Genomic DNA, 21,835 nt, shown 5'->3' on the forward strand with positions numbered 1-21,835 from the left:
GCCCTGGCGCCGGGTCGTGCGAAACCGTCGGGTCATACTAAAGTTGGGAATGGACGGCGCTACAGGACAGATGCCCGTCGTGCTCGAGACAGTTTCCGAATCCGGCCGGTCGGTCACCGATGCTCTTGTCGATTGGGTCGTGCGGGTCGTGCGGGCCGGCGCCGCGGTCGCGCCCAGGTGGCGAGGGTACGACGGCCGGCGCGAGCGTCAAGCGCCAGGGGAACTGGCGCAAATCTTGCAGCGTACAGAGTTCAGCCATGAGGCGGGAACTCGGCATGCTCGATCACTATTTTCATCTCGACTTCGATGCCCGGCGCGGTTTGCAGGAACAGCTGCGCGAGGCGCTGCTGGATGCCATTCATACCGGGACGATTCCGACCGAGGAGGCGTTGCCCTCGTGTCGCAAGCTGTCTCTGCAACTGGGCATCTCGCGCAATACGGTAGCGCTGGTCTACGAAGGGTTGGTGGAAGACGGTTATCTGGTCAGCCGACCGCGCAGCGGCTACTACCTGCACGATGCCTACCATGAACCCGATGCACTGGAAACGGGCCGCGGCATGCGCGACGAGGTGGTGGATGCACCATCCTGGGGCAGTCGATTCACCCATCGGCCGAGCCATCTGCAGGGTGTCCTGCGCCCCAGCAACTGGATGAACTACGAATTTCCCTTCGTCTACGGTCAACTGGATACCCGGCTGTTTCCTCTGGAGCAGTGGCGCGAGACGTCGCGCCGGCTGCTGGGCGGACGGCGCGAGCGCCATTGGCTGAGCGACCGCTACGACCAGGACGATCCGATGCTGGTCGAACAGCTGCGTACCCGGGTGCTGCCCAAGCGCGGCATTCATGCCCGTAGCGACGAAATCCTGATTACCCTCGGCTCGCAGAATGCCCTGTTTCTGATCGCCCAGCTGCTGTTCGACGCGCGGACACGAGTGGCGATGGAAAACCCTGGCTACCGGGAAGCGGCCAACGTCTTCCTGCGCCAGGGCGCCCGGCTGAGCTACCAGTCTATCGATGGCGAGGGCATGTGCCTGGACGCGGCGGCGGCGAAGAGCGACTACCTCTACGTGACGCCCAGCCACCAGGGGCCGACCGGGGTGACCATGAGCCGCCGTCGGCGCGAGGCGCTGATCGAGCAGATCCAGCGCCGCGATCAGATCGTGCTGGAAGACGACTACGATGCCGAGGTCAATTTCGATCGCCATGCCCAGCCGGCACTGAAGGCGAGCCGGGCCGGCTCCCGCGTGATCTACATGAGCAGTCTGTCGAAGCCGCTGTCGCCGGGGCTGCGACTGGGCTACGTGGTGGCCGATGCCGAACTGATCGAGGAGCTGCGGGCGTTGCGCCGGCTGATGTACCGCCACCCGCCTTCCGGCCTGCAGCAGCAGTTGGCGCAGTTTCTCTCCCAGGGCCATTACGATCGCTATCTGCGGCTCTTCGCCGACGAGATGCGCCATCGCTGGGAGATCATGGATGCCGCCATCGGCCGGGATCTGCCCGACTGCCGCCGGGTTGGTGGAGATCATGCCAGCGTGTTCTGGCTGGAAGCGCCTAAATCGGTGGATACCCAGCGACTGGCCTGGCAGGCCGCGCAGCATGGCGTGCTGATCGAGCCCGGCTTCCAGCACTTCTTCGATCAGGCACCGCCGCGCAACTACATGCGGCTGGGATTCGGTGCCATCGACGCCGAGCGCATCGCGCCGGGGATCGCCCGGCTGGCCCGCGCGTTCGGCTAGGTTTCTACGCCAACCCCTTGTACGCGTCCAGACGACAGCGACCGGCCAGAGCCGGTCGCTCATCCTGCCTTGCGAAGCTGCTCAGCCAGCCGAAAACTCGCCCAGCACCTGGTCGAGGATGCCTAGACCCTCGGCGACTTCCGCTTCGCTGACAATGCACGGCGGCACGACGTGAATGCGGTTCTCGACCACGAACGGCAGCAGGCCCTTGGCGATCAGCGCGTTCTTGATCGCGCCCATCCGGTCCGCCGGCAGCGGCGCCCGGGTCTGGCGATCGCTAACCAGTTCCAGCGCGTGGAAGACGCCGAGACCGCGGGTTTCACCGACGATGGCATGATCCCGTGCCAGCTGCTGCAGCCCCGCAGCCAGCGGGCCATTGCCGACGCGCTCGGCGTTTTCCACTACGCCTTCCTCGGCCATCGCATCCAGCGTGGCGACGATGGCGGCCATGGCCAGCGGATGACCGGAATAGGTCAGGCCGCCAAAGAACATGTGATCATCGAAATGGCGGCTGATCTCGTCGGAGATGATCACGCCCCCGGCCGGCACGTAGCCGGAATTGACGCCCTTGGCGAATACGATCAGGTCCGGCCTGGCGTCGAAGTGCTCGAGGGCGAACCAGCGCCCGGTGCGGCCGAAGCCGGCCATGACTTCGTCGAAGATCAGCAGGATGCCGTACTGGTCGGCCAGCCGGCGGACACCCTCCATGTAGCCCTTAGGGGGAATCAGCACGCCGGCGGTACCGGGAATCGACTCCAGCAGAATCGCGGCGATGGCGTTCGGCCCTTCGCATTCGATCACGCGCTTCAGGTGCTGCAGCGCACGCTGGCACTCTTCTTCCTCGTTGCCGGCCCAGAAATCGCTGCGGTAGAGAAAGGGGTTGAAGAAGTGGGCGTGGCCGCGGGCGAACTCGTTGGGCACGCGTCGCGGATCGCCGGTGGCGACGATGGCCGAGCCGGTATTGCCGTGATAGGAGCGGTAGGCCGACAGGATCTTGTCGCGGCCGGTCACGCTGCGCGCCATGCGCATGGCGTTTTCGTTGGCATCGGCGCCGGCGTTGGTGAAGAACACCTTGCCGAAGCCGGAGGGCGCCCGTTCGAGAATCCGCTTGGCCGCCTCGCCGCGTGCCAGGTTGGCATGGGCTGGCGCGATGGTGGTCAGCTGCTCCGCCTGTGCCTGGATGGCGGCGATCACCTTGGGATGCTGGTGGCCGATGTTGGTGTTGACCAGCTGACTGCTGAAGTCCAGATACTCCTTGCCAGCGTAGTCCCAAAGCCGGCATCCCTTGCCACCGGCGATCACCATCGGCGACAGGTTGCCCTGCGACGACCAGGAGTGGAATACATGCTGGCGGTCGAGCTGGTGGACATACGCGTTGGAAACAACGTCGTTGATGAGGGTATCGGTCATGGCAGGGTTCCTGTTGTTTGGCGTTGCTGACGAGCGTCCACGGTGGCTGGCCGGCATCGATATCGACGTCGACGCTGACGAGATGATGGCTGGCGCATCCGGACGGCAGTTCGAACGATGGCGTTCACTGTCTCGATTCAAGACTAGGGGGCGATGGGCGGATCGCGTAGAGCCAGAATTCGGCGGCGCTCGTGACAGCAGTGGGAGATGTCCCGATACGGAGGCCGAACTGGCCCTACCCGGCGGCCGGGAGGCTGGGTATGGTGCTCGCTCGATGTCGACCGGTCGGTGCCAGAGTTGGAGGCGCCGGATGAGCCGATACGAGTAGATCTGAAAAGGGGAGGGCTGGCCAGCGTGATGTCGTCGATGCCGATGCTGTGGCCGGCCGTGGGACTGGCCTGTTTTGCTGGCGTGGTCCGAGGCTACTGCGGGTTCGGCTTTGCCATGTTGCTCGCGTTGGGGCTGATGCTGTTCCTGCCGCCGGTGGAGGCGGTGCCGCTGGCGCTGCTGCTCGATCTGGTCACCAGTATCGGCCTCTGGCGGCGTGCCGGACGGCTGGCCGACTGGCCCCGCCTTCGGCGGCTACTGTGTGGCATGGTGGTGGCGACCGTCGTCGGCGTGAGCGTGATGGCGACGCTGCCGGCCACGCCGATGCGGATCGCGGTGGCCCTGCTGGCGCTGGCCGGCGCCATGGCGTTGCTGTTGCGGCGTGATCCGCGCTCCGTGAGTGACGAGCTCGAGCCGGACCCGACCGGGCGCGACGCGAAGGGAGGCGGCTGGCCGAGCGTGATGGCCGGCGGCGTTTCCGGGCTGTGCATGACGCTGGCCTCGTCCGGCGGGCCGCCGCTGATGCTCTATCTGCTTCACCGGCGACTAGGGCCGACGACGCTGCGGGCCACGGCGATCGTGTTCTTCGCGGCCAGCAGCATGGCCTCTCTGGTCGGATTGGGGCTGGCGGGCGAACTCGGACGGGAGACGCTGCTCCGCGGAGCCTGGCTGCTGGTGCCTGCCCTGATCGGCAATGCGCTGGGACAGTGGGCTTTCGAACGCTCGAAGCCACGTTCGATGAAAGTCACCGTGGCGCCGCTGCTGATCGCGCTGTCGGTGTGGGTGCTGGCCCGTGAAGCCGGCTATGGTTAGGCCCCGTTCCGCCAACGGGTACACAGCGTCGAGCGCTGACTGTCGCTCGGCCATCGAAGTCTGACGAGGAGAAATACTGTGAGCGATGTCGTTTTCATCACCGGGGCCACTTCCGGGTTCGGCCGTGCGGCTGCCCATCGTTTCGCCGAAGCCGGCTGGTCGCTGGTGCTGTCCGGCCGTCGTGGCGAGCGCCTGGAGGCGCTGAAGGCCGAACTGGCTGACAAGGTGGCAGTTCACACCATCGTGCTCGACGTGCGCGACGATGCGGCCGTGCAGCAGGCCGTCGATACGCTGCCGGAGAGTTTCAAACGCGTGCGCACGCTGGTCAACAACGCTGGCCTGGCGCTGGCGCCGCAGCCGGCACAGAAAGTCGCGCTCAAGGACTGGCACACCATGATCGACACCAACGTGACCGGTCTGGTCAACGTGACCCACGCGCTGCTGCCGACGCTGATCGAAGTCGGTGAGGGTGCCACGATCATCAATGTGGGCTCCATCGCCGGTCAGTGGCCCTATCCGGGCAGCCACGTCTACGGGGCTTCCAAGTCGTTCGTCAAGCAGTTCAGCTACAACCTGCGCTGCGACCTGCTGGGGACCGGCGTGCGGGTGACCGATCTGGCGCCGGGCATTGCCGAAACCGAGTTCACCCTGGTGCGCACCGGCGGCGATCAGACGGCATCCGACAATCTCTATCGTGGTACCACGGCGCTGACCGCCGAGGACATCGCCGAGCAGATGTTCTACATCTCGACATTGCCGCCGCACATCAACTTCAACCGCCTGGAAGTGATGCCCACGCGCCAGGCCTGGTCGGCCTTCGCGATCGATCGCGACGATTGATGGCCGTCCGAGCCCCGCAGCGATAGCGGTGGCGGCATGAAAAGGCTCGAGCCTGTCGACGACAGGCTCGGGCCTTTCCTTTCAAGCGGCTTTTGTCAGCGCTGGTCCCGGTGCCTTGGCGTCAGTCGTGCCGAGACGCCGGGTGCCAACTCAGGCCGTGGGGTTCTGCTCGATCCCCTGAATGTACCAGGGTGCGCCGTCGCGCAGGGAGCGCTTGAGGTGCCAGGTTTCGTTGAATTCGGTCTCTTCGCCGTTTTCGTCGAGCACGCCATGGAACAGGACCGTCGCTTCGGCCTCGTCCTTGATCTCCTGCACGCTGCCCAGTTCGGCGAACAGGCGCACGATCTCGGTGCGGTTGTTGGCCGGCTGCGCCATGCGTTCCGCTTTCAGCAGGTTGTAGAGCTCGGGCGTGACGTACTCCTGGATCTGGCTGAGGTCATTGTTGTCCCAGGCGCGCTGGAGCGTGGTGAAATGCTCCTTGGCACCGGTCAGGAAGCGTTCGCGATCGAACCAGGCTGGTTCGGTGGCGATGCCGCCGGTGTGTGTTCCCGCGGCGTTGCCGCCTATGAACGGCGTCGGCTGGGCGCTGTTGTCTTCCCGCATCGTGTCGTTGGGCTGGCCGCCGTCGCGATGGCCGGCCGTCGCATGCCGCCGACGGCCCGCAATGAGCCGGAAGGCGATGAACGCCACCAGCGCGATCAGCAGCATGTCGAGCATCCGGAAGCCGTCGAAGGCGCCGCCGAAGAACAGCGATGCCAGCAGGCCGCCGGCCAGCATCCCGGCCAGCGGGCCGGCGAAGCGGGAGAGTCCGGCGCTCGGCTGGCGTGGCGGTGCCGAGGCGTTGCTGCGCGTGGTGGTCGGCGTCGGCTGTTGAACCGAGCGCGAGTAGGAACCGAAACTCTTGCCGCCGCCGAGACGGCGCGCCTCGGCGTGGTCGACTGCGGCGCTGAAACCGAGCAGGCCGACCATAATCATGACGAGCAGATGTCGCATGGCTTTCTCCTGAAATCGTTGTCCTGGACGAGTGACGGACCTGCATGGCACCGTTCGGGCGCACTCGTTGCTGCGAGCATTATCGCAGATCGTCATGAATGGAAGCTGAATGCCGGGAGGCCCGGGCTGCTTCTTTAGTCGCGTCTATCGAGTCTGGCCGCCTGGTCTAGTCACGATCCTGCTCGCGACGGCGGAAAACCGGCTTGTCCGGCTTCGACTCTTCCGGCGAGTATCGGTAGCCGGCCACGTCGAATTCGGTCAGAGCTGAAGGCTTCTCGACCCGTTCGCGTATCAGCCAGGCCGCCATCAGCCCCCGGGCCTTCTTGGCATAGAAGCTGATGATCTTGAACTGGCCGTTCTTCTCGTCTCTGAACACCGGGGAGACGACATCGGCCTCGAGCTGCTTGAAATCGATGGCCTTGCTGTACTCGTTGGAGGCGAGGTTGACCAGAGTCGAACTGCCGCTGGCGGCGACCGCCGCGTCCAGATCCCGGGTCAGCCGGTCCTGCCAGTAGGCGTACAGGTCCTTGCCTGCGGCGTTCTCCAGCCGGATGCCCATTTCCAGGCGATAGGGCTGGATCAGATCCAGCGGTCGCAGCATGCCGTAGAGGCCGGACAGAATCCGCAGGTGATCCTGCGCGAAGGCGTTGTCGGCGTCGCTGAAGGTGGCGGCTTCCAGACCGACGTAGACGTCGCCCTGGAAGGCCTGTGCCGCGGGCTTGGCGTTGTCCATCGAGAACGGCGTCTGCCACTCGGCATAGCGCGCCGCGTTGAGTCCGGCCAGCTTGTCGCTAATGCCCATCAGTTCCGACAGCTGCTGGGGTGAGTAGCCGCGCAGGATCTCGATCAGTGCCCGACTCTGATCGAGATAGTCGGGTTGGGTGACGTCCCGTGTCGACGAGGGCGTTTCGAAGTCCAGCGTCTTGGCCGGAGAGATGATGCTGAGCATGGCGCGCTTATCCGTATGGGAAACGTTGCGTTATCGACTGCCGTCGCTGGCGGGCGTCAGGGGCAGGGGTTGGAGATTCTTCGGTGCACCGCTTCGATCGCGTCGAGCACGTCGTCGGAGAGTTCGAGCGAGTCGCTGGCGATGTTGGCATCGAGCTGTTCGAGGGTGGTCGCACCGATGATGTTGCTGGTCACGAACGGTCGTGAGGTCACGTAGGCCAGTGCCATCTGGGCCGGGTCCAGGCCGTGCTCGCGGGCGATGTCGACGTAGGCTCGGGTCGCTTCCTCGGCCAGCTCGGAGGTATAGCGGGAGAAGCGCTCGAACAGGGTCAGGCGGCCCTTGGGCGGCTTCTGGCCGTCGAGATATTTCCCCGAGAGCACGCCGAACGCCAGCGGCGAGTAGGCCAGCAGGCCGACGTCTTCGCGATGGGCGATTTCGGAAAGGCCCACTTCGAAGCTGCGGTTGAGCAGGTTGTAGGGGTTCTGGACGCTGGCGACGCGCGGCAGACCCTGGGTCTCGGCCAGGTGCAGGCAGCGCATGACGCCCCAAGGGGTGTCGTTGGAAAGCCCGATGGCGCGGATCTTGCCGGCATCGACGGCGTCCTTCAGCGCGCCGAGGGTCTCTTCCAGCGGCGTGGCATCGCTGTCGTCGCCCGGCAGGTAGCCCAACTGACCAAAGCAGTTGACGTGGCGATCGGGCCAGTGGAGCTGATAGAGGTCGAGATAGTCGGTCTGCAGGCGCTTCAGGCTCGCGTCCAGAGCCTGATGGATCTGCTCGCGGGTATGCCGCGGCCCGCCGCGCAGGTGCTCCATGCCACGGCCGGCGCCCGCCGCCTTGCTGGCGATGATCAGGTCGTCACGCTTGCCACGCTTTTGCAGCCAGCTGCCGATATAGGCTTCGGTGCGGCCCTGCGTCTCGGGCTTCGGCGGCACCGGATACATCTCGGCGGCGTCGATGAAATTGATGTCGGCGGCAATGGCACGGTCGAGCTGTTCGTGCGCTTCGGCTTCGGTGTTCTGCTCGCCGAACGTCATCGTGCCGAGACACAGGCGAGAAACCTGCATGTCGGTCTTGCCTAAGGGGCGTCGCTGCATGTTGCACTCCAGGTTGAAATGGCCCGATCGAGACAAACCATGGGGACGAAAAACGGGCTGAAAATCGTATGTTACTGGCGCCGTCGTGAGGCGGCAAACCGGGCCTGGAAGCCGGGGGTTGAGTCGCCGCCCGGGCAGGCGTATTCTTGCGGCCTTTCGCCGCCCGGCCCCCCGGCCGAGTGCGCCTGTGAAAGGTCGATTCCGACGCGCCATAGAGCGTTGCCTGACGTTGCGGTAGTAGGTGTTGCGGCAATGTAGTAGGTGTTGCGGCAATAGAGAACAAGAGCGTCCAGATCGACACGGTAGTTCGGACCGTCAATGGGTCCCAGTTTCCAGGGTCACTGTCAGTTATGCCACAGACGTTTTCTTTCTTTACGCGTTTCGAGTTTCATCTGGCGACGCAGCTTAGCCATACGCGCTGGATGACACGCTCGCCGAGCAAGCAGCGCCTGATGTTGCGCTGGTTCAAGCGCTGTGCCGATGCTGGTCATGTGCCGGCTCGCTCGCTCTACGGCCGAGTGCTGATGCACCGCGGGATATCCCCGAGGGACAAGTCGACCGGCGCGCGCTACGTGCTGCAGGCGGCACAGCAGGGCGACCGTCACGCCCAGTACCAGGCCGGCCGCATCTACGAGCTGGGTTGCTCGCAGTATCAGCCCAGCGTTCACCATGCGGTGACCTGGTACGCTCGCGCCGGCGAGAATGGTCATGTTCGGGCCGCGGAGCGCCTGGCCGATGCGTATCGTCGCGGCGAGCTCGGCTTGCCGCACGACCCCGCCCGCGCGGATGAATGGCAGCGCTGGGCGCGCAATCTGGCTGAAGATGGTCCCAACGGCGAGACGCCCGTCGCGCTCGCCACGCACTGAGAGCCCGCAACCGTCGGCGCATCCTGCGTACCCCGCCATCGTCACGGTGTCGGGGTGAAGTTACGCCCCAACGCTGTCATGATGATGCCTCATCGGCGTCGCAAGATGAGACGGCATCATGGAGAGGGAGCCCGCAACGTGTTGCTGCCCACCCTGCTAGACATCGAAGCATCCGGCTTTGGCCGTGGCAGTTATCCCATCGAGATCGGCCTGGCCCGTGCCGATGGCAGCCGCTGTGCATTCCTGATTCAGCCGGTACGGGAGTGGACGCACTGGGATCCCAAGGCGGAACTGCTGCACGGGATATCCCGCGCTCGTCTGATTCGCGAGGGGCATCCTCCCATCGAGATCGCCCGCTGGCTCAACGACGAATTGGCATCGGCGGGGATCGCCTACAGCGACAGCTGGGGCTACGACAACACCTGGTTGTCGCTGCTGTTCGATCAGGCGGGGATGCTGCCGCGATTTCGACTGGAGGCGCTGCGGCGTCTGCTGAGCGAGGCGCAGACCGAATGCTGGGCCGACACCAAGGCGCGACTCGCCGAAGCGCATGAAATCCGCCGGCATCGCGCCGGCGACGATGCCCGCCTGCTGCAGCTGACCTATGCCGAGACGCTAAACGCCAAGTAGCCCCCCGCTCGACTTCCGGATCTAGCCTTCACCGCTGACGCTCAGCAGCAGCTTGCCGATATTGGCGTTGTCGGAAAGATGCTGCATGGCGGTTTCGGCTTCCTGAATCGACCAGGTGCTGGCAATCAGCGGCTTGATCTCGCCACTGCTCAGTTTGGGCCACACATGCGCGTGAAGCGCGTCGAGAATCCCGCCCTTGGCTTTCGCCGAGCGCGAGCGAAGTGTCGAGCCGATCAGGCGTTGACGCTTCATCAGCATGCGGCCCAGATTGACCTGTGCTTCCAGCCCACCCATCAGCCCGATCAGCACCAGACGCCCGTCAGGATTCAGGACCGCGAGATCCTGGGCGATGTAGTCGCCGCCTACCGGATCGAGAATCATGTCGGCGCCGCCCCACTCCTTGACCGCTTCGACGAAGCTGCCATCGTGCCGATTCCAGCCGGCATCGGCGCCAAGCCGGTAACAGGTTTCCAGCTTGTCGGCGCTGCCGGCGGTCACGAAACAGGGGTTGCCGAACACGCGGCAGAGCTGGATCGCCGCCGTGCCCACGCCGCTGGCGGCAGCGTGCAGCAGGACGCGCTGGCCGGTCTGAACCGCCCCTTCCATGTAGAGATTGAGCCAGGCGGTCGCGAAGACTTCCGGCAGCGCGGCGGCTTCACGTAGCCCCAGGCCCTGGGGGATGGGCAGAACCTGCGCTTCGTTGACCACGACCTGCTCGGCATAGCCGCCGCCGGCCAGCAGGGCGCAGACGCGGTCGCCCTTGCGAAAGCGCTCGACACCCCGGCCGACTTCGCTGATCGTGCCGCTGACTTCCAGCCCCGGAATCTCGGATTCGCCCGGCGGCGGTGGATAGTTGCCGCCACGCTGCATCAGGTCGGCGCGGTTCATTCCCGCCCAGGCCACATCGATCCGCACGTCGCTGGCGCCCAGCGGGCCGAGGTCGTCGTGTTCGCGCCAGATCATCCGTTTGTCTTCGATGGCGATGGCATGCATTCCCAATCCTCCTTGACGGATACGTTACCGGTGCTCGAACCGCGTCGTTCAAGCGTCGTGATTTCTCAGTCTGGCATCTTCGGCCAAGGCGATCCAGCAGGGTTTCGATATCGGCCTCGGCGAACAGCGTGCGGCGGGTGGCGACATCGAGAAAGCCGTGTTCGACGGTAGTGTCGAGGAAGGTCAGCAGCGGCGAGTAGAAGTCGGCGACATTGAGCACGCCGATCGGTTTGTCGTGCAGGTCGAGGTAGCGCCAGGTCCAGATCTCGAACAGCTCCTCCAGCGTACCGATACCGCCGGGCAGGGCGATGAAGGCATCGGCATGCGCGGCCATGGCCGCCTTGCGTTCGTGCATGTTGTCGACCCGGATCAGCCGGGTCAGGCCATGGTGCGAGACTTCGCGCTGCACGAGATGTTCTGGCATCACGCCGATCACTTCACCGCCTTCGGCTAGGCAGGCGTTGGCCAGCCGGCCCATCAATCCGTTACGGGCGCCGCCATAGACCAGGCCCCAGCCGCGTCTGGCGATCGCCGCGCCGAGTGCGTCCGTCGCTTCGGCGAAACGGGGATCTTTGCCTTCACGCGAGCCCAGATAAACACAGATTTGCACGCTATCGCTCCTGGAAAACGAATGATGAAAGAGAGAACGGAGAATTCCCTGTGATCACGGAATGCTGGCTGCGACGTCATGCTCTGCGTCGAGCCAGCGGCCGATGGCGTTGTCGCCGCAGAGATGGTGAGCGTACTGCGTATGCAGGCAGCGCACCTGATCCCAGTTGGTGATTCCGCCGACGCCGCGCTCGCGCATCAATTGCGAATAGCCGCGTTTTTCTACCGCTTCACGCTGCTCATCGGTCATGAAATCCCAGCGCTGTCTCACGTAATCGGCGTGGCTCTGGTGATAGCTTGCCAGCCATTCGGAGTCCTGCTGCAGTCGGGCTTCCAGTTCCTTGATCACGCCACTGGCCTCGAGTCGTGACAGCACCACCTTGAGACGCTCGCAAGAGAGCCAGTAGAGCGTCGGGAAGGGCGCGTCGTCGACGATCGGCGCCATGCGCAGGACCAGCGGCCGGCCGTGACTGTCGGTGGCGGCAACCGCTTCGAGACCTCGGGGCGGGCGGCCCAGCTGTTCGGTGATGATCGCCAGTTGGGCGTCAGTCGGTATCTGATTGGTGTGAATCACCATGGGAGGAATCCAGTATGACTTTGTTGGAACGAGCCACGGCGCGATAGAAGGCCTGGCTCAGCTGCATCGGCGTGGGCGAGTAGAGATAGTCGCGCAGCAGGTAGTCGCGGGCGCGTTCGACCAGCACGGCGTGCAGTCGATTGAACGGCGCATCATAGTCGTAGGGATCGGGACCCGGCAAACGCAGATGCGGATAGTCGGCCAGGCGCTCCATGAAGTAGTGCTCCAGCACTCGCTCGATGGCACGATGGCGATCGAGATCGTCAGGATCGATCCACAGGTCGAAGTCTATCGACATGCGAAAGGTCAACCGCGCCGGGCCAGGGCCGCAGTGCGAGCTGCGGTCAGGGCGATCAGGTCGCTCGGCGCCAGCGACAGTTCGAGGCCGCGCCGGCCCCCGCTGACGTGCATCGTCTCCATGGCCGTGGCGCTCTCGTCGATGAAGGTCGGCAGACGTTTCTTCTGACCCAACGGGCTGATGCCGCCGACCAGATAGCCGGTGGTGCGCTCGGCCACCGGGGCCTCCGCCATGCGCGCCTTGCGTGAGCCGGCGGCCTTGGCCAGCGCCTTGAGATCCAGCGTGGCGTCGACGGGCACCAGGGCGACCACCAGGCGCCCGTCGTCGAGCTGGGCGAGCAGTGTCTTGAACACGCTGGCAGGCGGCAACGACAGCGCCTGGGCGGCATCGAGACCATAGGAGTTGTGGGAGGCCGCCTCCGATTCACTACCCAGTTCGTAGCTGGTGACCTCGTGGGCCACACCGCGTGATTCTAGCAGGCGGATCGCGGGCGTCATGGTGCGATTCCCGTTCCGGTCGAGACGGGTTGCGGAAAACCCGAAGGTGTTTCTAAGCTGACCACGCGATGGAGACTCCTTGCCGATGGTGACTGACGATGACATGGCGGGCTGCGAGGTGACCGAGCGTTGCGCGCTGTGCGAACGTGCCGCGCCGTTGACGCGTCATCATCTCATCCCTAGAACGTTGCACCGCAAACCGCGCTATCGCAAGCGCCTTGGGCGCGATCTGATGCAGATGGCCATTCTCTGGGTCTGCCGACCGTGTCATTCCCACCTTCACCGGACATTGAGCGAGCGCGAGCTGGCCGATCATTATGCAAGTCGCGAAGCGCTGCTGTCGCATCCCGATATTCGCGCCTTTGCCGAGTGGCTGGCAACCAAGCCGGACGGCTTCGTTCCCAAGCGTCAGGCCAGGCGTCGTCGTTCCTGAAGCCTGCCTCAAACTTGTGCAATCGGTCAGGTTTTGAGAGAGATCTGAGTTGAAACAGTGCGTTATGAAAACGCCTCGATATACCGGCGTCTATGTTTCGTCGCGCGTCCATTGTTTTGTACACAAAAATAGTCGACTGGCACGCCTTTTGCTCCTTCTGGTTCCGGGTCTTCAGGATCTCGAGTTCAAGCGCCAGAGAGCGACCCATGACATAGGAGCAGGGTGGGATGAAAGGTTTGAGACAGAGCACGGTCGCCATCGGCGTGATTGCAGGAGCGGCCCTCGGTGTGGCTGGCGAGGCAGCGGCCGCTAGTCCGATTCTGTGGCAGGGCAATAGCCTGACCTACTTGTACGGGCAGAATTTCGAAGTCGATCCGTCGACGCAGCAGACGGTAACTTTCGAGCATGCCAGTAGCTGGACGGTAGGGGATCTGTTCATTTTCGTCGACAAGATTTTCTACAACGGCGAAGAATCCGCCACCAATGGCAGCAATACTCTTTACGGCGAGTTCACGCCCCGGTTTTCGTTCAACAAGATCTTCGACCAGTCCTTCAAGCTGGGGCCGATCAGCGACGTGCTGCTGGCAGGCACCCGCGAGTTTGGCGAAGGAGATGTGGAAACGACGTTACTGGGCATGGGGGTCGACCTGGCGATCCCCGGTTTCGACTACGCTCAGATCAATGTCTATCACCGCGACCCGGATGGAGATCGTGATGGCGATACCTGGCAGATCACGCCGGTATGGTCGGTGACGATCCCGGCGGGAGAGTCGGACTTCCTGATCGATGGCTATATCGACTGGGTAGTAGATAACGACGATAGCTATCACGCCAACCTGCATGTCAATCCACAGATCAAGTACGATCTCGGCAAGGCCATGCAGTGGGGGGAGAAGAAACTCTACGTCGGCTTCGAGTACGACTACTGGAGCAACAAGTACGGCATCGAGAACAGCACGGCTTTCGATACCGATCAAAATACCGCGAGTCTTCTCGTCAAGTACAACCTCTGATCCTCCGCCTGCTCGTGTCAGCGTGCGCTGCGGCCTGACACAGGCTGGTACGCAAACGGCTCGGGCCTTGGCATGGCTCGCGCCGGACGGGTCAGACCAGGCGCAGCCCACGATAGTCGTGCCACGCTTCGGCCAGCGGTGCCGCGAGGCGCTCGCGCAAGTGATCGGGCAGCGCGTCGCGCGCCGTCTCGAAGGCGTCGAAGTCTCGATTGTGCAGCCAGCAGTAAGCCCAGGCGCACGCCTCGTCGTCATCGCGGGGCAGGGGCCTGGCCGGCATCTGCACCAGCAGGAACAGCGCCGTTCTGGCGGCCCAGCGCGGTGGCGTAGCGTCACCGCTCCAGTGGGTCAGCGTGGCGCCGTCCGGTGTCGACTCCGGCTCTCCCAGTTTGGCGATGCGCGCCGTATCGGCCAGAATCAGGGCCAGACGGTCGGGATCGGCCTGCCCCAGCATCAGCCAGTGGCCGACCAGTTTCGAATTGCCGGCCAGCACCCGAGCGTAGAACGGTCGGGGAGAAGCGTTGTCAGGCACGTCAGGTCGCTCGCACATATTTGTCCATCCATTTCGATGATGAGATCACTATCGTGAACTTCGATTTTGCCACGCGTATCGATCGCCGCCAGCACGCCACCAAGAAGTGGCTGCAGTACGACGAGGACGTCCTACCCCTCTGGGTCGCCGATATGGATTTTCGCTCGCCGCCGGCGGTCATATCGGCGCTCGAGTCACGCGTCGCGCACGGTGTCTTCGGCTACGGTGACGTGTCCGCGGCACTGAAGCAAACCCTTTGCGACTGGAGCCGTGACCACTACGACTGGCAGATCGAGAAAGCGTGGCAGCTATGGGTGCCCGGCGTAGTGCCGGCGCTCAATCTGGCGGCGATGGCACTCAGCGAACCGGGGCAGGGCGTGCTCACCGCGACCCCGATCTATCCGCCGTTTCTGAGTATCGCCAGGAATATCGGACGTGAAGCACAGACGTTCGCGCTGGCCGACCCCGTTGCGCCTGGCGAACCCTGGCGGCTCGATCTCGAGGCGCTGGAAGCGGCGATCCAGCCCAACACGCGCGTATTGCTGTGGTGCCACCCGCACAACCCCACCGGGCGCGTGTGGAACGCCGAGGAGATGAAGGGGCTGGCCGAGCTGGCGGTGCGTCACGACCTGATCGTGATTTCCGACGAGCTGCACTGCGATCTGATTCTCGATCCTTCGGTCTCTCATCGGCCGCTGGGTCAGCTGTGCCCGGAGCTGAAGGATCGTCTGATCACGCTGTGGGCACCCTCCAAGACGTTCAATATCGCGGGACTCTCCTCCGCCTGCGCCATCATCGCCGACGACGATCTGCGCCAGAGATTCCAGTCTGCGGCTGCCGGCTTGCTGCCGAGCGTCAACGTGCTCGGCCTGAGCGCGTCGCAAGCCGCCTACGCCGAGTGCGAGGAGTGGCGCCAGGCGCTGCTGAGTGAGCTGCGGGACAATCTGGCCCTGGTGGGAGCGCATGTCTCGCGCTGGCCGAACGTGGCCATGACAGCACCGGAAGCGACCTACCTGGCCTGGCTGGATCTACGCCATAGCGCGTTGGCCGAGTCGCCGCAGCAGCGCTTGTTGGAAGAAGCACGCGTGGCGCTCTCCGATGGCGCCGACTTCGGCTGGCCCGGTTTCGTCAGGCTCAACTTCGGCATGCCGCGAAGCTGGCTCGAAGAGGCATTGATGAGGCTGGATCGGTTGCTTGCCGAGCCAGCCTGACGAAAACGCCCGGGCGAGCTTTCACTCGAGCCGGGCGTTCCGGGTATTACGTGGATCGACGTCGATCAGTAGAGCATGGCGAACAGGCGACGGCGGTAGGTGACGGTCAGCGGGTGTTCGGCGCCCAGCGCATCGAAAACGCGCAGCAGCGTCTTGCGTGCCGCGTCCTCGCCGTAGGCGCGATCCCGTTTCATGACAGCCAGTAGCGCTTCGAGTCCGGCTTCGTACTGGCCGTCGGCGATCTGGCGCATGGCACGCTGATACTGCGCCTCGCTGTCGTCACGCTCGCCCAGGGCGTCGATATCGGCCTGGCTCAAGGCTTCCTCGCCGAACTCGATGCGTGCCCGCACGCCGCGAGCCTTGGCCGCATCGCGGTGTTCCGGCGGCAGATTGTCGAGGATCTGCTTGGCGTCAGCGGTGCGACCGGCGGCGACCTGCACCCCGGCCAGCTCGATCTGGTAATCGTAGTGCTCCGGATACTGCTGGATCAGTTCCTGATAGATCGCTTCGGCCGTCTCGGTGTCTCCGGAGGCAAGTGCCGTCTCGGCCATCTCTTCCGGGCTCTGCGAGGCGTTCGCCGGTGCCTCGAGATACTTGCCCAGCCACTCGCGAACCTGCTTTTCCGGTAGCGCGCCCTGGAACTGGTCGTAGAGCTGGCCCTGGGAAATCAGCTTGACGTCCGGCACCGAGCGTACCCCGAGCTGGGAGGCGATCTGCGGGAAGGCTTCGATGTCGAGCCGCGCCAGCACGAAGGCGCCAGCGTATTCCTGCGCCAGCTTCTCCAGCACCGGTTTCAAGTTCTTGCACGGCTCGCACCAGGATGCCCAGCTCTGCAGCAGCACCGGATGCTGCATCGAGCCCTCGAGCACGACCTGCTGGAAGTTCTCCAGCGTGACGTCGACGATGACGTCCTCCGGAGCAACGTTGTTGCCGGCGCCATTCTGGCCGCTTTCTTCCGGGCCGGTCAGCGGTTGTCCGGTGCGAGGATCGACGATAGCCATGTAAAAACCCTTGATGTTCGATTCGAGATTGATGAGTGTTATGTGGGCCATCGTACGCCGATTCAACCCGTCCCCCGACCCGAACGCCGGAATTCTCTGCCGATGAACCTGTCCCGGATGCTGACTCGCACGTTCAAGTTCGTGCTGGCTGCCGTCACGCTGATTATCGTACTGCTGCTGGGGCCGGCTTATATGCTCGCTTCCCAGCAGGTGCCGATGTCCGCCAACTGGCAGGATGCGGATCGTTCTTCCAGTGGGCTGGCGCCGGATCCGGCGGAGGTGCGCGAGGCCGTCGTTCAGGTCTACGCGGCGCGAACCTTCGAGTGGCGCGGGGCGTTCGGCGTGCATACCTGGATCGCAACCAAGGCCGAAGATGCCAGCCGTTATCGCGTCTATCAGGTGATGAGCTGGCGTCGGCCCACGGTGGAGACCGGCTTTGCGCCGCCGGATCGCCAGTGGTATGGCAATTCGCCGACGCTACTGGCCGAACTCCGGGGCGACAAGGCGGCGCGGGCGATCGACGAGATCGAGCGCGTCGTGCCCGACTACCCGTTTCCCGACCAATACCGGATCTGGCCCGGTCCCAACAGCAATACGTTCATTGCCTGGGTGGTGCGACAGGTGCCGGAACTCTCGGTGGACTTCCCGCCCAATGCGATCGGCAAGAACTACCTGCCGGGAGAGTTCGTCGCCAGAACGCCGACGCAGACCGGCTATCAACTGTCGCTGGGCGGCCTGTTCGGCGTCATGCTGGCCTGGGACGAAGGATTCGAACTCGACGTGCTGGGATTGACGGTCGGAGTCGACTGGCAGTCTCCCGCGCTCAAGCTGCCCGGCATCGGCCGAGTCGGCATGGCGCAACCGACCGGTAGCCACGGGGAAAGAGAGGTGGAGCAGGAAATTCCTTGAGGATCTGGCGATAAAACGAAACAGGACCCAGAGACCTGGGATAGCCCACATGCATAACGTGGCGGAACCGGTATCTGCCCGAGGGTAATGAATGGGGCAAAATGGATAACGCAAAAACGGGTCGTGAGAGAAGCGGATAGAGCAAAAGGGAAAGAGGAAAGGCGGATAGCGTTTGACGGAAAAATAGAGGCCAAAAAAAACCGGCGCCTGGGGAAGGCACCGGTCAAATAATTTGGTAGCGGGGACCGGATTTGAACCGATGACCTTCGGGTTATGAGCCCGACGAGCTACCAGACTGCTCCACCCCGCATCAACTTGTGGCGTATTATACGTACGGATTAGATGAAGTCAATGCCTTCATCGCTGTGATGATGTCCTGATCGGCTCAAATGCGCCATTACGCTATCGAAAGCGGGCTCGTAGCGCTCCCAGGTCTCGGCCGAAAGCGGGGCAATCGACAACAGCCTTAGCAGCGTCTGGTGCAGTTCCTCGGGCGGGGTGGGCGGCCGGCCCAGCCCGTCGTTGAGCCGCGCGACCTGAACCTCGAGGCGCAGCGGTTCCAGCGCTTCAGGGATGGCGTCGCCGGCCAGCAGCGCCAGTTGGACCAGGCAGCGTTGCAAATTCTCTTCGGCTTGCTGCGGCGACGACGTTTGGCGCTGAGTCTCGCGGGCTTCGAGCGCTCGTCGTACATCGCTGTCGAGCCGGGCCGTGTCGAGCGCTTCGCCGTCGGCCTGACGCATCCATGCCCGATAGTCGGGCCACTGCTTGGCTTCTTCCACCAGCGCAAGCCGATCCAGTGTGACTTCCCGCGCGTGAACGATGCCTTGCCAGCGCTTTTCCATACCGTCGCTGCGACGGCTGCGGGGCAGAGGCACCAGGCGTTGTGCTTCCGTCAGCGCCGAGTCGAGTACATGGCGCTCCCTGGCGGATGCAGGTTGCCAGGCGTCCAGGCGGTCGATCAGTGCCTGCATGTCATCGAAGCGCTGCTGCTGCCGTGCCTGCTGTTCGCCACGCACGGTGTCGCGGGCTGCGAAAATGGTGTCGCAGTGGTTGCGGAACTGGCGCCACAGCGTCTGTTCGATGCCTTTCGGCGCCCGGCCCAGCTCGCGCCAGCGCTGTTGCAGCGACTTGGCCTGCTCGGCACGCTGCGCGGCGGGCGCGGTATCTTCCGCCAGTTGTCGGGCCTGTTCGACCAGTTCGCGCTTGTGGTCCGCGACATCACCGGCGCGTTCGTCGATCAGCGATTGCAACTGACGACGCAGGCGGGCGTAATGCCGGCCGGTCGAGGCGGCCTGCCGCCGCGGAACCGGCCAGTGTCGATCCCACTGTTCCTGGGCGGCATCGCGAATCCGGCGCAGGCCGTCCGGGTCGGCATCCTCGGAAGGGTGGGCCAGCAGCGCTTCGAGCTGTTCGCAGAGTGCCTGCCGGGCTGCGAGGTTGTCCTGCTCCCGCGATTCGAGCTCGGTCTCCCACTCGGCCAGCTGCTCATGCAGAGCGTCGGAGGCGGCGCGGAAGCGCTGGGCCAGCTCGCGGGTCGCCGCGGCGTCGCCGAGCTGGCGCCAGTCGCGAATCAGCTGCTGATGCCGGCGATGACGCTCTGCATCCGGCTGCTCGCGGGCCTCGACCAGCGCTTCGATGTTCGCCAGCAGGGCTTCGCGCTTGGGCGCGGCGGCGAAACCGCGCCAGTCCTTCAATTCGGCCAGGCGGGCGGTCTGCTGCTTGTAGGCCTGCTCCTGGGCCGGCGACAACGACTGCCCGCTGGAATCCAGATGCTGGCGCAGACGGCGATGCAACTGCGAGGCGGGGCGGTAACGGCCCTGGTCGAGCTCCTCGGACAGAGCCTCGAGCTGTGCGCCGATCTCTTCGTCCGACCAATGGTTTTCGGTCTTGGCGGCGGCTGCTGTGTCTTGCTGTCGCCTGCTGGCTGCTGCCTGGCGCTGGGCATCGAGCACCAGCTCGGTCGGCGGCAGCGTGCGCGGCCATGCCAGGCGATCAAGGACCGGCGCCAGCGGCTCGTCCTTCTCGAGCGCTTCGCGCAGGGCGGGGGCTTCGGCCTGCAGTCGCTCCCAGGCCTGCCAGATGGTCTGGGCCTGCTGGTCGAGCGCCGCGTACCGCTGCTGGAAGGACTCGCTGACCCCGTAGCGATCCGAGACCTCCTGCCAGCGCTCTTCCTGCAGCCGCCACTTGCCTTGCAGCGCCTGCATGACCTCCGGGGTCAGTCGTTCGGTTTCAGCGACGATGTTCAGTGCCTGGTTCAGGGCATCGAGGATGCCTTCGCGCGTCGATTGCGCCTCGGACTTTTCGCGCTGGATGCGTTCGAGCTCGCGATGCTGATGCTCGTGTTCGGCGATGCGCTGGCGGCAGCGAGTCACTGCGGCATCGAAGCGGGCGTGCTGGGTTGGGTCTGCGTTGCTGGTCAACGCGTCCCATTGTTTGACCCAGTGCTTCAGGCGCGCCTCGAAGGTCGGCTCCCAGGGGCGGTTGGCCTGGGCTTCCAGGGTTGCCAGCAGCTGCTCGCGCTCCGCTGCTTCGCGGCTCTGCTGTTCGGCGTCGGCACGCAGGCGCGCCAGTCGTTCACGCGCCAGGCGGGCCACCTGCTTGTCCCGGCGTGCCTGCTTGGCCAGTTGCGCCAGGCCGTCGGGGGAGGTGACACGTTCCGCGGCGGCGTGGCGCACGGCGGTGATGCTGTTCTCGCTGGCGTGGTGAATCAGGCGCGCTTCGTCGTCGATGCGAGCCAGCGCGGCCAGACGCAGGGACTGGTTGTCACTCTGGCCGATCAGGGCGTCGATCAGTGCCAGATCCTCGAGCTGCTCGATCTTTGCCAGCCGCGTATTGAGATCGGGGCTGGGCGAAACGCGCCCGCCGAGAAGGTCGACGAGACGCTGGAACGACTCTTCGCTCGGCGACTGGCGATGCCACTGGAGCAGCGAATCGAGATCCTGTACCCGCGCCAGTGCCGCCTGGCGGACCTGGGGGGAATCGTCCTGGGCGAGCTGACGAAGCGTGTCGAGCTCGTCCGAGCTCAGTTGAGAGGCGGCTTGGGCGCGGACAGCGGGATCCTTGTGCCGCCAGCGAGGGGAAAACAGACGTTGAAAGAGTCCTGGCATGGCCGGTGTGGCATCCTGAAAACGACGGGGCTGGCAGAGATCGACCCCGCAAATTCGCGGCGCCGACGGCAACTGTCTATCTAACCATTTGAAGGCCGGCGGTAAAAGCCCGATTCGCGGGTTGCGTCGGTTCGTGGCGACACCTGACAAAAGGTCTGAGGGGCCTTATGATCGGTTGCAGCGATGTCCGCCCTCGCCTAGCTTAACCCCATTCCCCCGCTGCGGAGTTCGGTCATGAGTCTCAACAGGGATCGGGCAGATACTGCCTTTACATTCAAAGGTGGCATGCTGCCGATGACAGTCATGGAGTTGGCCAGTGGCGACCCCGAGCGTATCCGTGCACAACTGGCCGGCAAGGTGAGCCAGGCCCCGGCATTCTTTCAGCATACGCCGGTGGTGCTGAGTGTCGAGCAGGTCGACGAGCCACACCTTGCCCTCGAGCGGATCTGTGCGGTGTGTCGGGCACACAAGCTGCTGCCGGTGGCCGTGCGCGGCGGTTCGGACCCGGTCAAGCAGTCAGCATGGGCGCTGGGGCTGGGGTGGTTCCCGCCGCAGGAGAACCGTCCGCGAGCGGTCGAGAGCCGGCCCGTCGAGACGCCGGTCGAAGCGGAGCTGCCGGTACCGCCACCGGAGGTGTCGATACAGGCCGGCGGACGTATTCATCGGGGGACGGTGCGTTCGGGCCAGCAGGTTTCCGCCTCGGAAGGCGACCTGGTGGTGATCGGCGCCGTCAATCCCGGCGCCGAGGTGCTGGCAGCGGGCAGCGTGCATGTCTACGGGCCACTACGCGGGCGGGCGCTGGCTGGTATCCACGGTGATCGCGAAGCCGGTATCTTCTGTCACGATCTGAAGGCCGAATTGCTTTCCGTGGCAGGGACCTACAAGCGTCTTGAGGATATCGACCCCAAGATGCTGGGATGTTCGGTGCAAGTGCAGCTCAAGGAAGACCAGTTAAGGATCTCGGCGCTGACCTGAATGGCGCGAGAGTGATCAACAGTTA

21 protein-coding genes, 1 tRNA gene and 1 pseudogene are annotated in these 21,835 nt (G+C 64.5%); 10 read left to right on the top strand and 13 right to left on the bottom strand.

The window, feature by feature from the left end; all coding sequences use genetic code 11:
- The first annotated feature begins 257 nt into the window (after positions 1 to 257).
- Positions 258 to 1,736, top strand: a complete 1,479-nt coding sequence (gene pdxR, locus CCD76_RS00120) for a MocR-like pyridoxine biosynthesis transcription factor PdxR (protein ID WP_256960979.1) — start codon at positions 258 to 260, stop codon at positions 1,734 to 1,736.
- 81 nt (positions 1,737 to 1,817) lie between these two features.
- Here pdxR and CCD76_RS00125 read toward each other — a convergent pair whose 3' ends face one another.
- Positions 1,818 to 3,146, bottom strand: coding sequence for an aspartate aminotransferase family protein (locus CCD76_RS00125; protein ID WP_087717562.1), 1,329 nt, complete (start codon positions 3,144 to 3,146; stop codon positions 1,818 to 1,820).
- A gap of 288 nt (positions 3,147 to 3,434) precedes the next feature.
- Here CCD76_RS00125 and CCD76_RS00135 point away from each other — a divergent pair, with 288 nt between their 5' ends.
- Together CCD76_RS00135 and CCD76_RS00140 are read left to right on the top strand one after the other, a co-directional pair.
- A complete protein-coding gene (locus CCD76_RS00135) occupies positions 3,435 to 4,286 on the top strand; it encodes a sulfite exporter TauE/SafE family protein (RefSeq protein WP_218776936.1) in 852 nt (283 codons plus the stop codon).
- A gap of 78 nt (positions 4,287 to 4,364) precedes the next feature.
- Positions 4,365 to 5,126 carry an SDR family NAD(P)-dependent oxidoreductase gene (locus CCD76_RS00140; RefSeq protein WP_087717564.1) on the top strand — a complete coding sequence of 254 codons (762 nt, stop codon included), beginning with the start codon at positions 4,365 to 4,367 and terminating at the stop codon, positions 5,124 to 5,126.
- 150 nt (positions 5,127 to 5,276) lie between these two features.
- On the opposite strand, the gene CCD76_RS00145 is transcribed toward CCD76_RS00140, so the two are convergent.
- The 3 genes from CCD76_RS00145 to CCD76_RS00155 form a co-directional block, all read right to left on the bottom strand.
- On the bottom strand, positions 5,277 to 6,119 hold the full coding sequence (locus CCD76_RS00145) for a Tim44 domain-containing protein (RefSeq protein WP_087717565.1): 843 nt from the start codon (positions 6,117 to 6,119) through the stop codon (positions 5,277 to 5,279).
- A 166-nt stretch (positions 6,120 to 6,285) separates the two neighbouring features.
- Entirely contained in the window at positions 6,286 to 7,068 is a 783-nt protein-coding gene (yaaA, locus tag CCD76_RS00150) for a peroxide stress protein YaaA (protein ID WP_087717566.1), read from the bottom strand.
- A gap of 56 nt (positions 7,069 to 7,124) precedes the next feature.
- Positions 7,125 to 8,162, bottom strand: coding sequence for an NADP(H)-dependent aldo-keto reductase (locus tag CCD76_RS00155; RefSeq protein ID WP_087717567.1), 1,038 nt, complete (start codon positions 8,160 to 8,162; stop codon positions 7,125 to 7,127).
- 350 nt (positions 8,163 to 8,512) lie between these two features.
- Here CCD76_RS00155 and CCD76_RS00160 point away from each other — a divergent pair, with 350 nt between their 5' ends.
- Together CCD76_RS00160 and CCD76_RS00165 are read left to right on the top strand one after the other, a co-directional pair.
- Complete coding sequence (locus CCD76_RS00160) at positions 8,513 to 9,028, top strand: tetratricopeptide repeat protein (RefSeq protein WP_087717568.1); 516 nt, start codon at positions 8,513 to 8,515, stop codon at positions 9,026 to 9,028.
- Between the two features lie 138 nt (positions 9,029 to 9,166).
- On the top strand, positions 9,167 to 9,658 hold the full coding sequence (locus tag CCD76_RS00165) for a 3'-5' exonuclease (RefSeq protein ID WP_256960980.1): 492 nt from the start codon (positions 9,167 to 9,169) through the stop codon (positions 9,656 to 9,658).
- Between the two features lie 21 nt (positions 9,659 to 9,679).
- Here the strand turns inward: CCD76_RS00165 and CCD76_RS00170 are convergent, their stop codons facing one another.
- The 5 genes and pseudogenes from CCD76_RS00170 to ybaK form a co-directional block, all read right to left on the bottom strand.
- Positions 9,680 to 10,651 (bottom strand): NAD(P)H-quinone oxidoreductase, encoded by a 972-nt coding sequence (locus CCD76_RS00170; RefSeq protein ID WP_087717569.1) that lies wholly within the window; start codon positions 10,649 to 10,651, stop codon positions 9,680 to 9,682.
- Between the two features lie 85 nt (positions 10,652 to 10,736).
- Positions 10,737 to 11,261: pseudogene (locus CCD76_RS00175) on the bottom strand (LOG family protein); the annotation flags it as partial.
- A 54-nt stretch (positions 11,262 to 11,315) separates the two neighbouring features.
- Positions 11,316 to 11,837 carry a DUF501 domain-containing protein gene (locus CCD76_RS00180; RefSeq protein ID WP_087717570.1) on the bottom strand — a complete coding sequence of 174 codons (522 nt, stop codon included), beginning with the start codon at positions 11,835 to 11,837 and terminating at the stop codon, positions 11,316 to 11,318.
- A complete protein-coding gene (locus CCD76_RS00185; protein WP_087717571.1) occupies positions 11,806 to 12,135 on the bottom strand; it encodes a hypothetical protein in 330 nt (109 codons plus the stop codon). Before CCD76_RS00185 ends, CCD76_RS00180 begins: the two co-directional genes overlap by 32 nt.
- Before the next feature lie 8 nt (positions 12,136 to 12,143).
- A complete protein-coding gene (ybaK, locus tag CCD76_RS00190) occupies positions 12,144 to 12,632 on the bottom strand; it encodes a Cys-tRNA(Pro) deacylase (protein WP_087717572.1) in 489 nt (162 codons plus the stop codon).
- Between the two features lie 85 nt (positions 12,633 to 12,717).
- Here ybaK and CCD76_RS00195 point away from each other — a divergent pair, with 85 nt between their 5' ends.
- Together CCD76_RS00195 and CCD76_RS00200 are read left to right on the top strand one after the other, a co-directional pair.
- The gene (locus CCD76_RS00195; protein WP_256960981.1) at positions 12,718 to 13,065 is read left to right on the top strand and encodes an HNH endonuclease; all 348 of its coding nucleotides are present in this window, start codon (positions 12,718 to 12,720) and stop codon (positions 13,063 to 13,065) included.
- Between the two features lie 227 nt (positions 13,066 to 13,292).
- Complete coding sequence (locus CCD76_RS00200; protein WP_087717573.1) at positions 13,293 to 14,078, top strand: outer membrane protein OmpK; 786 nt, start codon at positions 13,293 to 13,295, stop codon at positions 14,076 to 14,078.
- Positions 14,079 to 14,169: 91 nt separating this feature from the next.
- Here CCD76_RS00200 and CCD76_RS00205 read toward each other — a convergent pair whose 3' ends face one another.
- Positions 14,170 to 14,529 (bottom strand): hypothetical protein, encoded by a 360-nt coding sequence (locus tag CCD76_RS00205; protein ID WP_256961030.1) that lies wholly within the window; start codon positions 14,527 to 14,529, stop codon positions 14,170 to 14,172.
- Between the two features lie 131 nt (positions 14,530 to 14,660).
- On the opposite strand from CCD76_RS00205, the gene CCD76_RS00210 reads away from it, so the two are divergent.
- Positions 14,661 to 15,818 (top strand): MalY/PatB family protein, encoded by a 1,158-nt coding sequence (locus CCD76_RS00210; RefSeq protein ID WP_087717816.1) that lies wholly within the window; start codon positions 14,661 to 14,663, stop codon positions 15,816 to 15,818.
- A gap of 65 nt (positions 15,819 to 15,883) precedes the next feature.
- Here CCD76_RS00210 and CCD76_RS00215 read toward each other — a convergent pair whose 3' ends face one another.
- On the bottom strand, positions 15,884 to 16,819 hold the full coding sequence (locus CCD76_RS00215) for a tetratricopeptide repeat protein (RefSeq protein ID WP_087717817.1): 936 nt from the start codon (positions 16,817 to 16,819) through the stop codon (positions 15,884 to 15,886).
- Positions 16,820 to 16,921: 102 nt separating this feature from the next.
- Here CCD76_RS00215 and CCD76_RS00220 point away from each other — a divergent pair, with 102 nt between their 5' ends.
- Positions 16,922 to 17,728 (top strand): DUF3750 domain-containing protein, encoded by an 807-nt coding sequence (locus tag CCD76_RS00220; protein ID WP_256960982.1) that lies wholly within the window; start codon positions 16,922 to 16,924, stop codon positions 17,726 to 17,728.
- 233 nt (positions 17,729 to 17,961) lie between these two features.
- Here CCD76_RS00220 and CCD76_RS00225 read toward each other — a convergent pair.
- A tRNA-Met gene (locus CCD76_RS00225) sits at positions 17,962 to 18,038 on the bottom strand.
- A gap of 28 nt (positions 18,039 to 18,066) precedes the next feature.
- Positions 18,067 to 20,835, bottom strand: coding sequence for a DUF349 domain-containing protein (locus CCD76_RS00230; protein ID WP_087717575.1), 2,769 nt, complete (start codon positions 20,833 to 20,835; stop codon positions 18,067 to 18,069).
- A gap of 234 nt (positions 20,836 to 21,069) precedes the next feature.
- On the opposite strand from CCD76_RS00230, the gene minC reads away from it, so the two are divergent.
- The gene (gene minC, locus CCD76_RS00235; protein WP_087717576.1) at positions 21,070 to 21,810 is read left to right on the top strand and encodes a septum site-determining protein MinC; all 741 of its coding nucleotides are present in this window, start codon (positions 21,070 to 21,072) and stop codon (positions 21,808 to 21,810) included.
- Positions 21,811 to 21,835 lie beyond the last annotated feature (25 nt).

The organism is Salinicola salarius (assembly GCF_002179555.1).
Lineage (GTDB): Bacteria > Pseudomonadota > Gammaproteobacteria > Pseudomonadales > Halomonadaceae > Salinicola > Salinicola salarius_A.

Coding starts and splice junctions, on each gene's coding strand:
- CCD76_RS00185 (WP_087717571.1), bottom strand. CDS start 12,135: ATGTCGATAGACTTCGACCTGTGGATCGATCCTGACGATCTCGATCGC.
- ybaK (WP_087717572.1), bottom strand. CDS start 12,632: ATGACGCCCGCGATCCGCCTGCTAGAATCACGCGGTGTGGCCCACGAG.
- CCD76_RS00145 (WP_087717565.1), bottom strand. CDS start 6,119: ATGCGACATCTGCTCGTCATGATTATGGTCGGCCTGCTCGGTTTCAGC.
- CCD76_RS00125 (WP_087717562.1), bottom strand. CDS start 3,146: ATGACCGATACCCTCATCAACGACGTTGTTTCCAACGCGTATGTCCAC.
- CCD76_RS00170 (WP_087717569.1), bottom strand. CDS start 10,651: ATGCATGCCATCGCCATCGAAGACAAACGGATGATCTGGCGCGAACAC.
- pdxR (WP_256960979.1), top strand. CDS start 258: ATGAGGCGGGAACTCGGCATGCTCGATCACTATTTTCATCTCGACTTC.
- CCD76_RS00220 (WP_256960982.1), top strand. CDS start 16,922: ATGAACCTGTCCCGGATGCTGACTCGCACGTTCAAGTTCGTGCTGGCT.
- CCD76_RS00195 (WP_256960981.1), top strand. CDS start 12,718: ATGGTGACTGACGATGACATGGCGGGCTGCGAGGTGACCGAGCGTTGC.
- CCD76_RS00200 (WP_087717573.1), top strand. CDS start 13,293: ATGAAAGGTTTGAGACAGAGCACGGTCGCCATCGGCGTGATTGCAGGA.
- CCD76_RS00160 (WP_087717568.1), top strand. CDS start 8,513: ATGCCACAGACGTTTTCTTTCTTTACGCGTTTCGAGTTTCATCTGGCG.
- CCD76_RS00215 (WP_087717817.1), bottom strand. CDS start 16,819: ATGGCTATCGTCGATCCTCGCACCGGACAACCGCTGACCGGCCCGGAA.
- CCD76_RS00230 (WP_087717575.1), bottom strand. CDS start 20,835: ATGCCAGGACTCTTTCAACGTCTGTTTTCCCCTCGCTGGCGGCACAAG.
- CCD76_RS00180 (WP_087717570.1), bottom strand. CDS start 11,837: ATGGTGATTCACACCAATCAGATACCGACTGACGCCCAACTGGCGATC.
- CCD76_RS00205 (WP_256961030.1), bottom strand. CDS start 14,529: ATGCTGGGGCAGGCCGATCCCGACCGTCTGGCCCTGATTCTGGCCGAT.
- minC (WP_087717576.1), top strand. CDS start 21,070: ATGAGTCTCAACAGGGATCGGGCAGATACTGCCTTTACATTCAAAGGT.
- CCD76_RS00155 (WP_087717567.1), bottom strand. CDS start 8,162: ATGCAGCGACGCCCCTTAGGCAAGACCGACATGCAGGTTTCTCGCCTG.
- yaaA (WP_087717566.1), bottom strand. CDS start 7,068: ATGCTCAGCATCATCTCTCCGGCCAAGACGCTGGACTTCGAAACGCCC.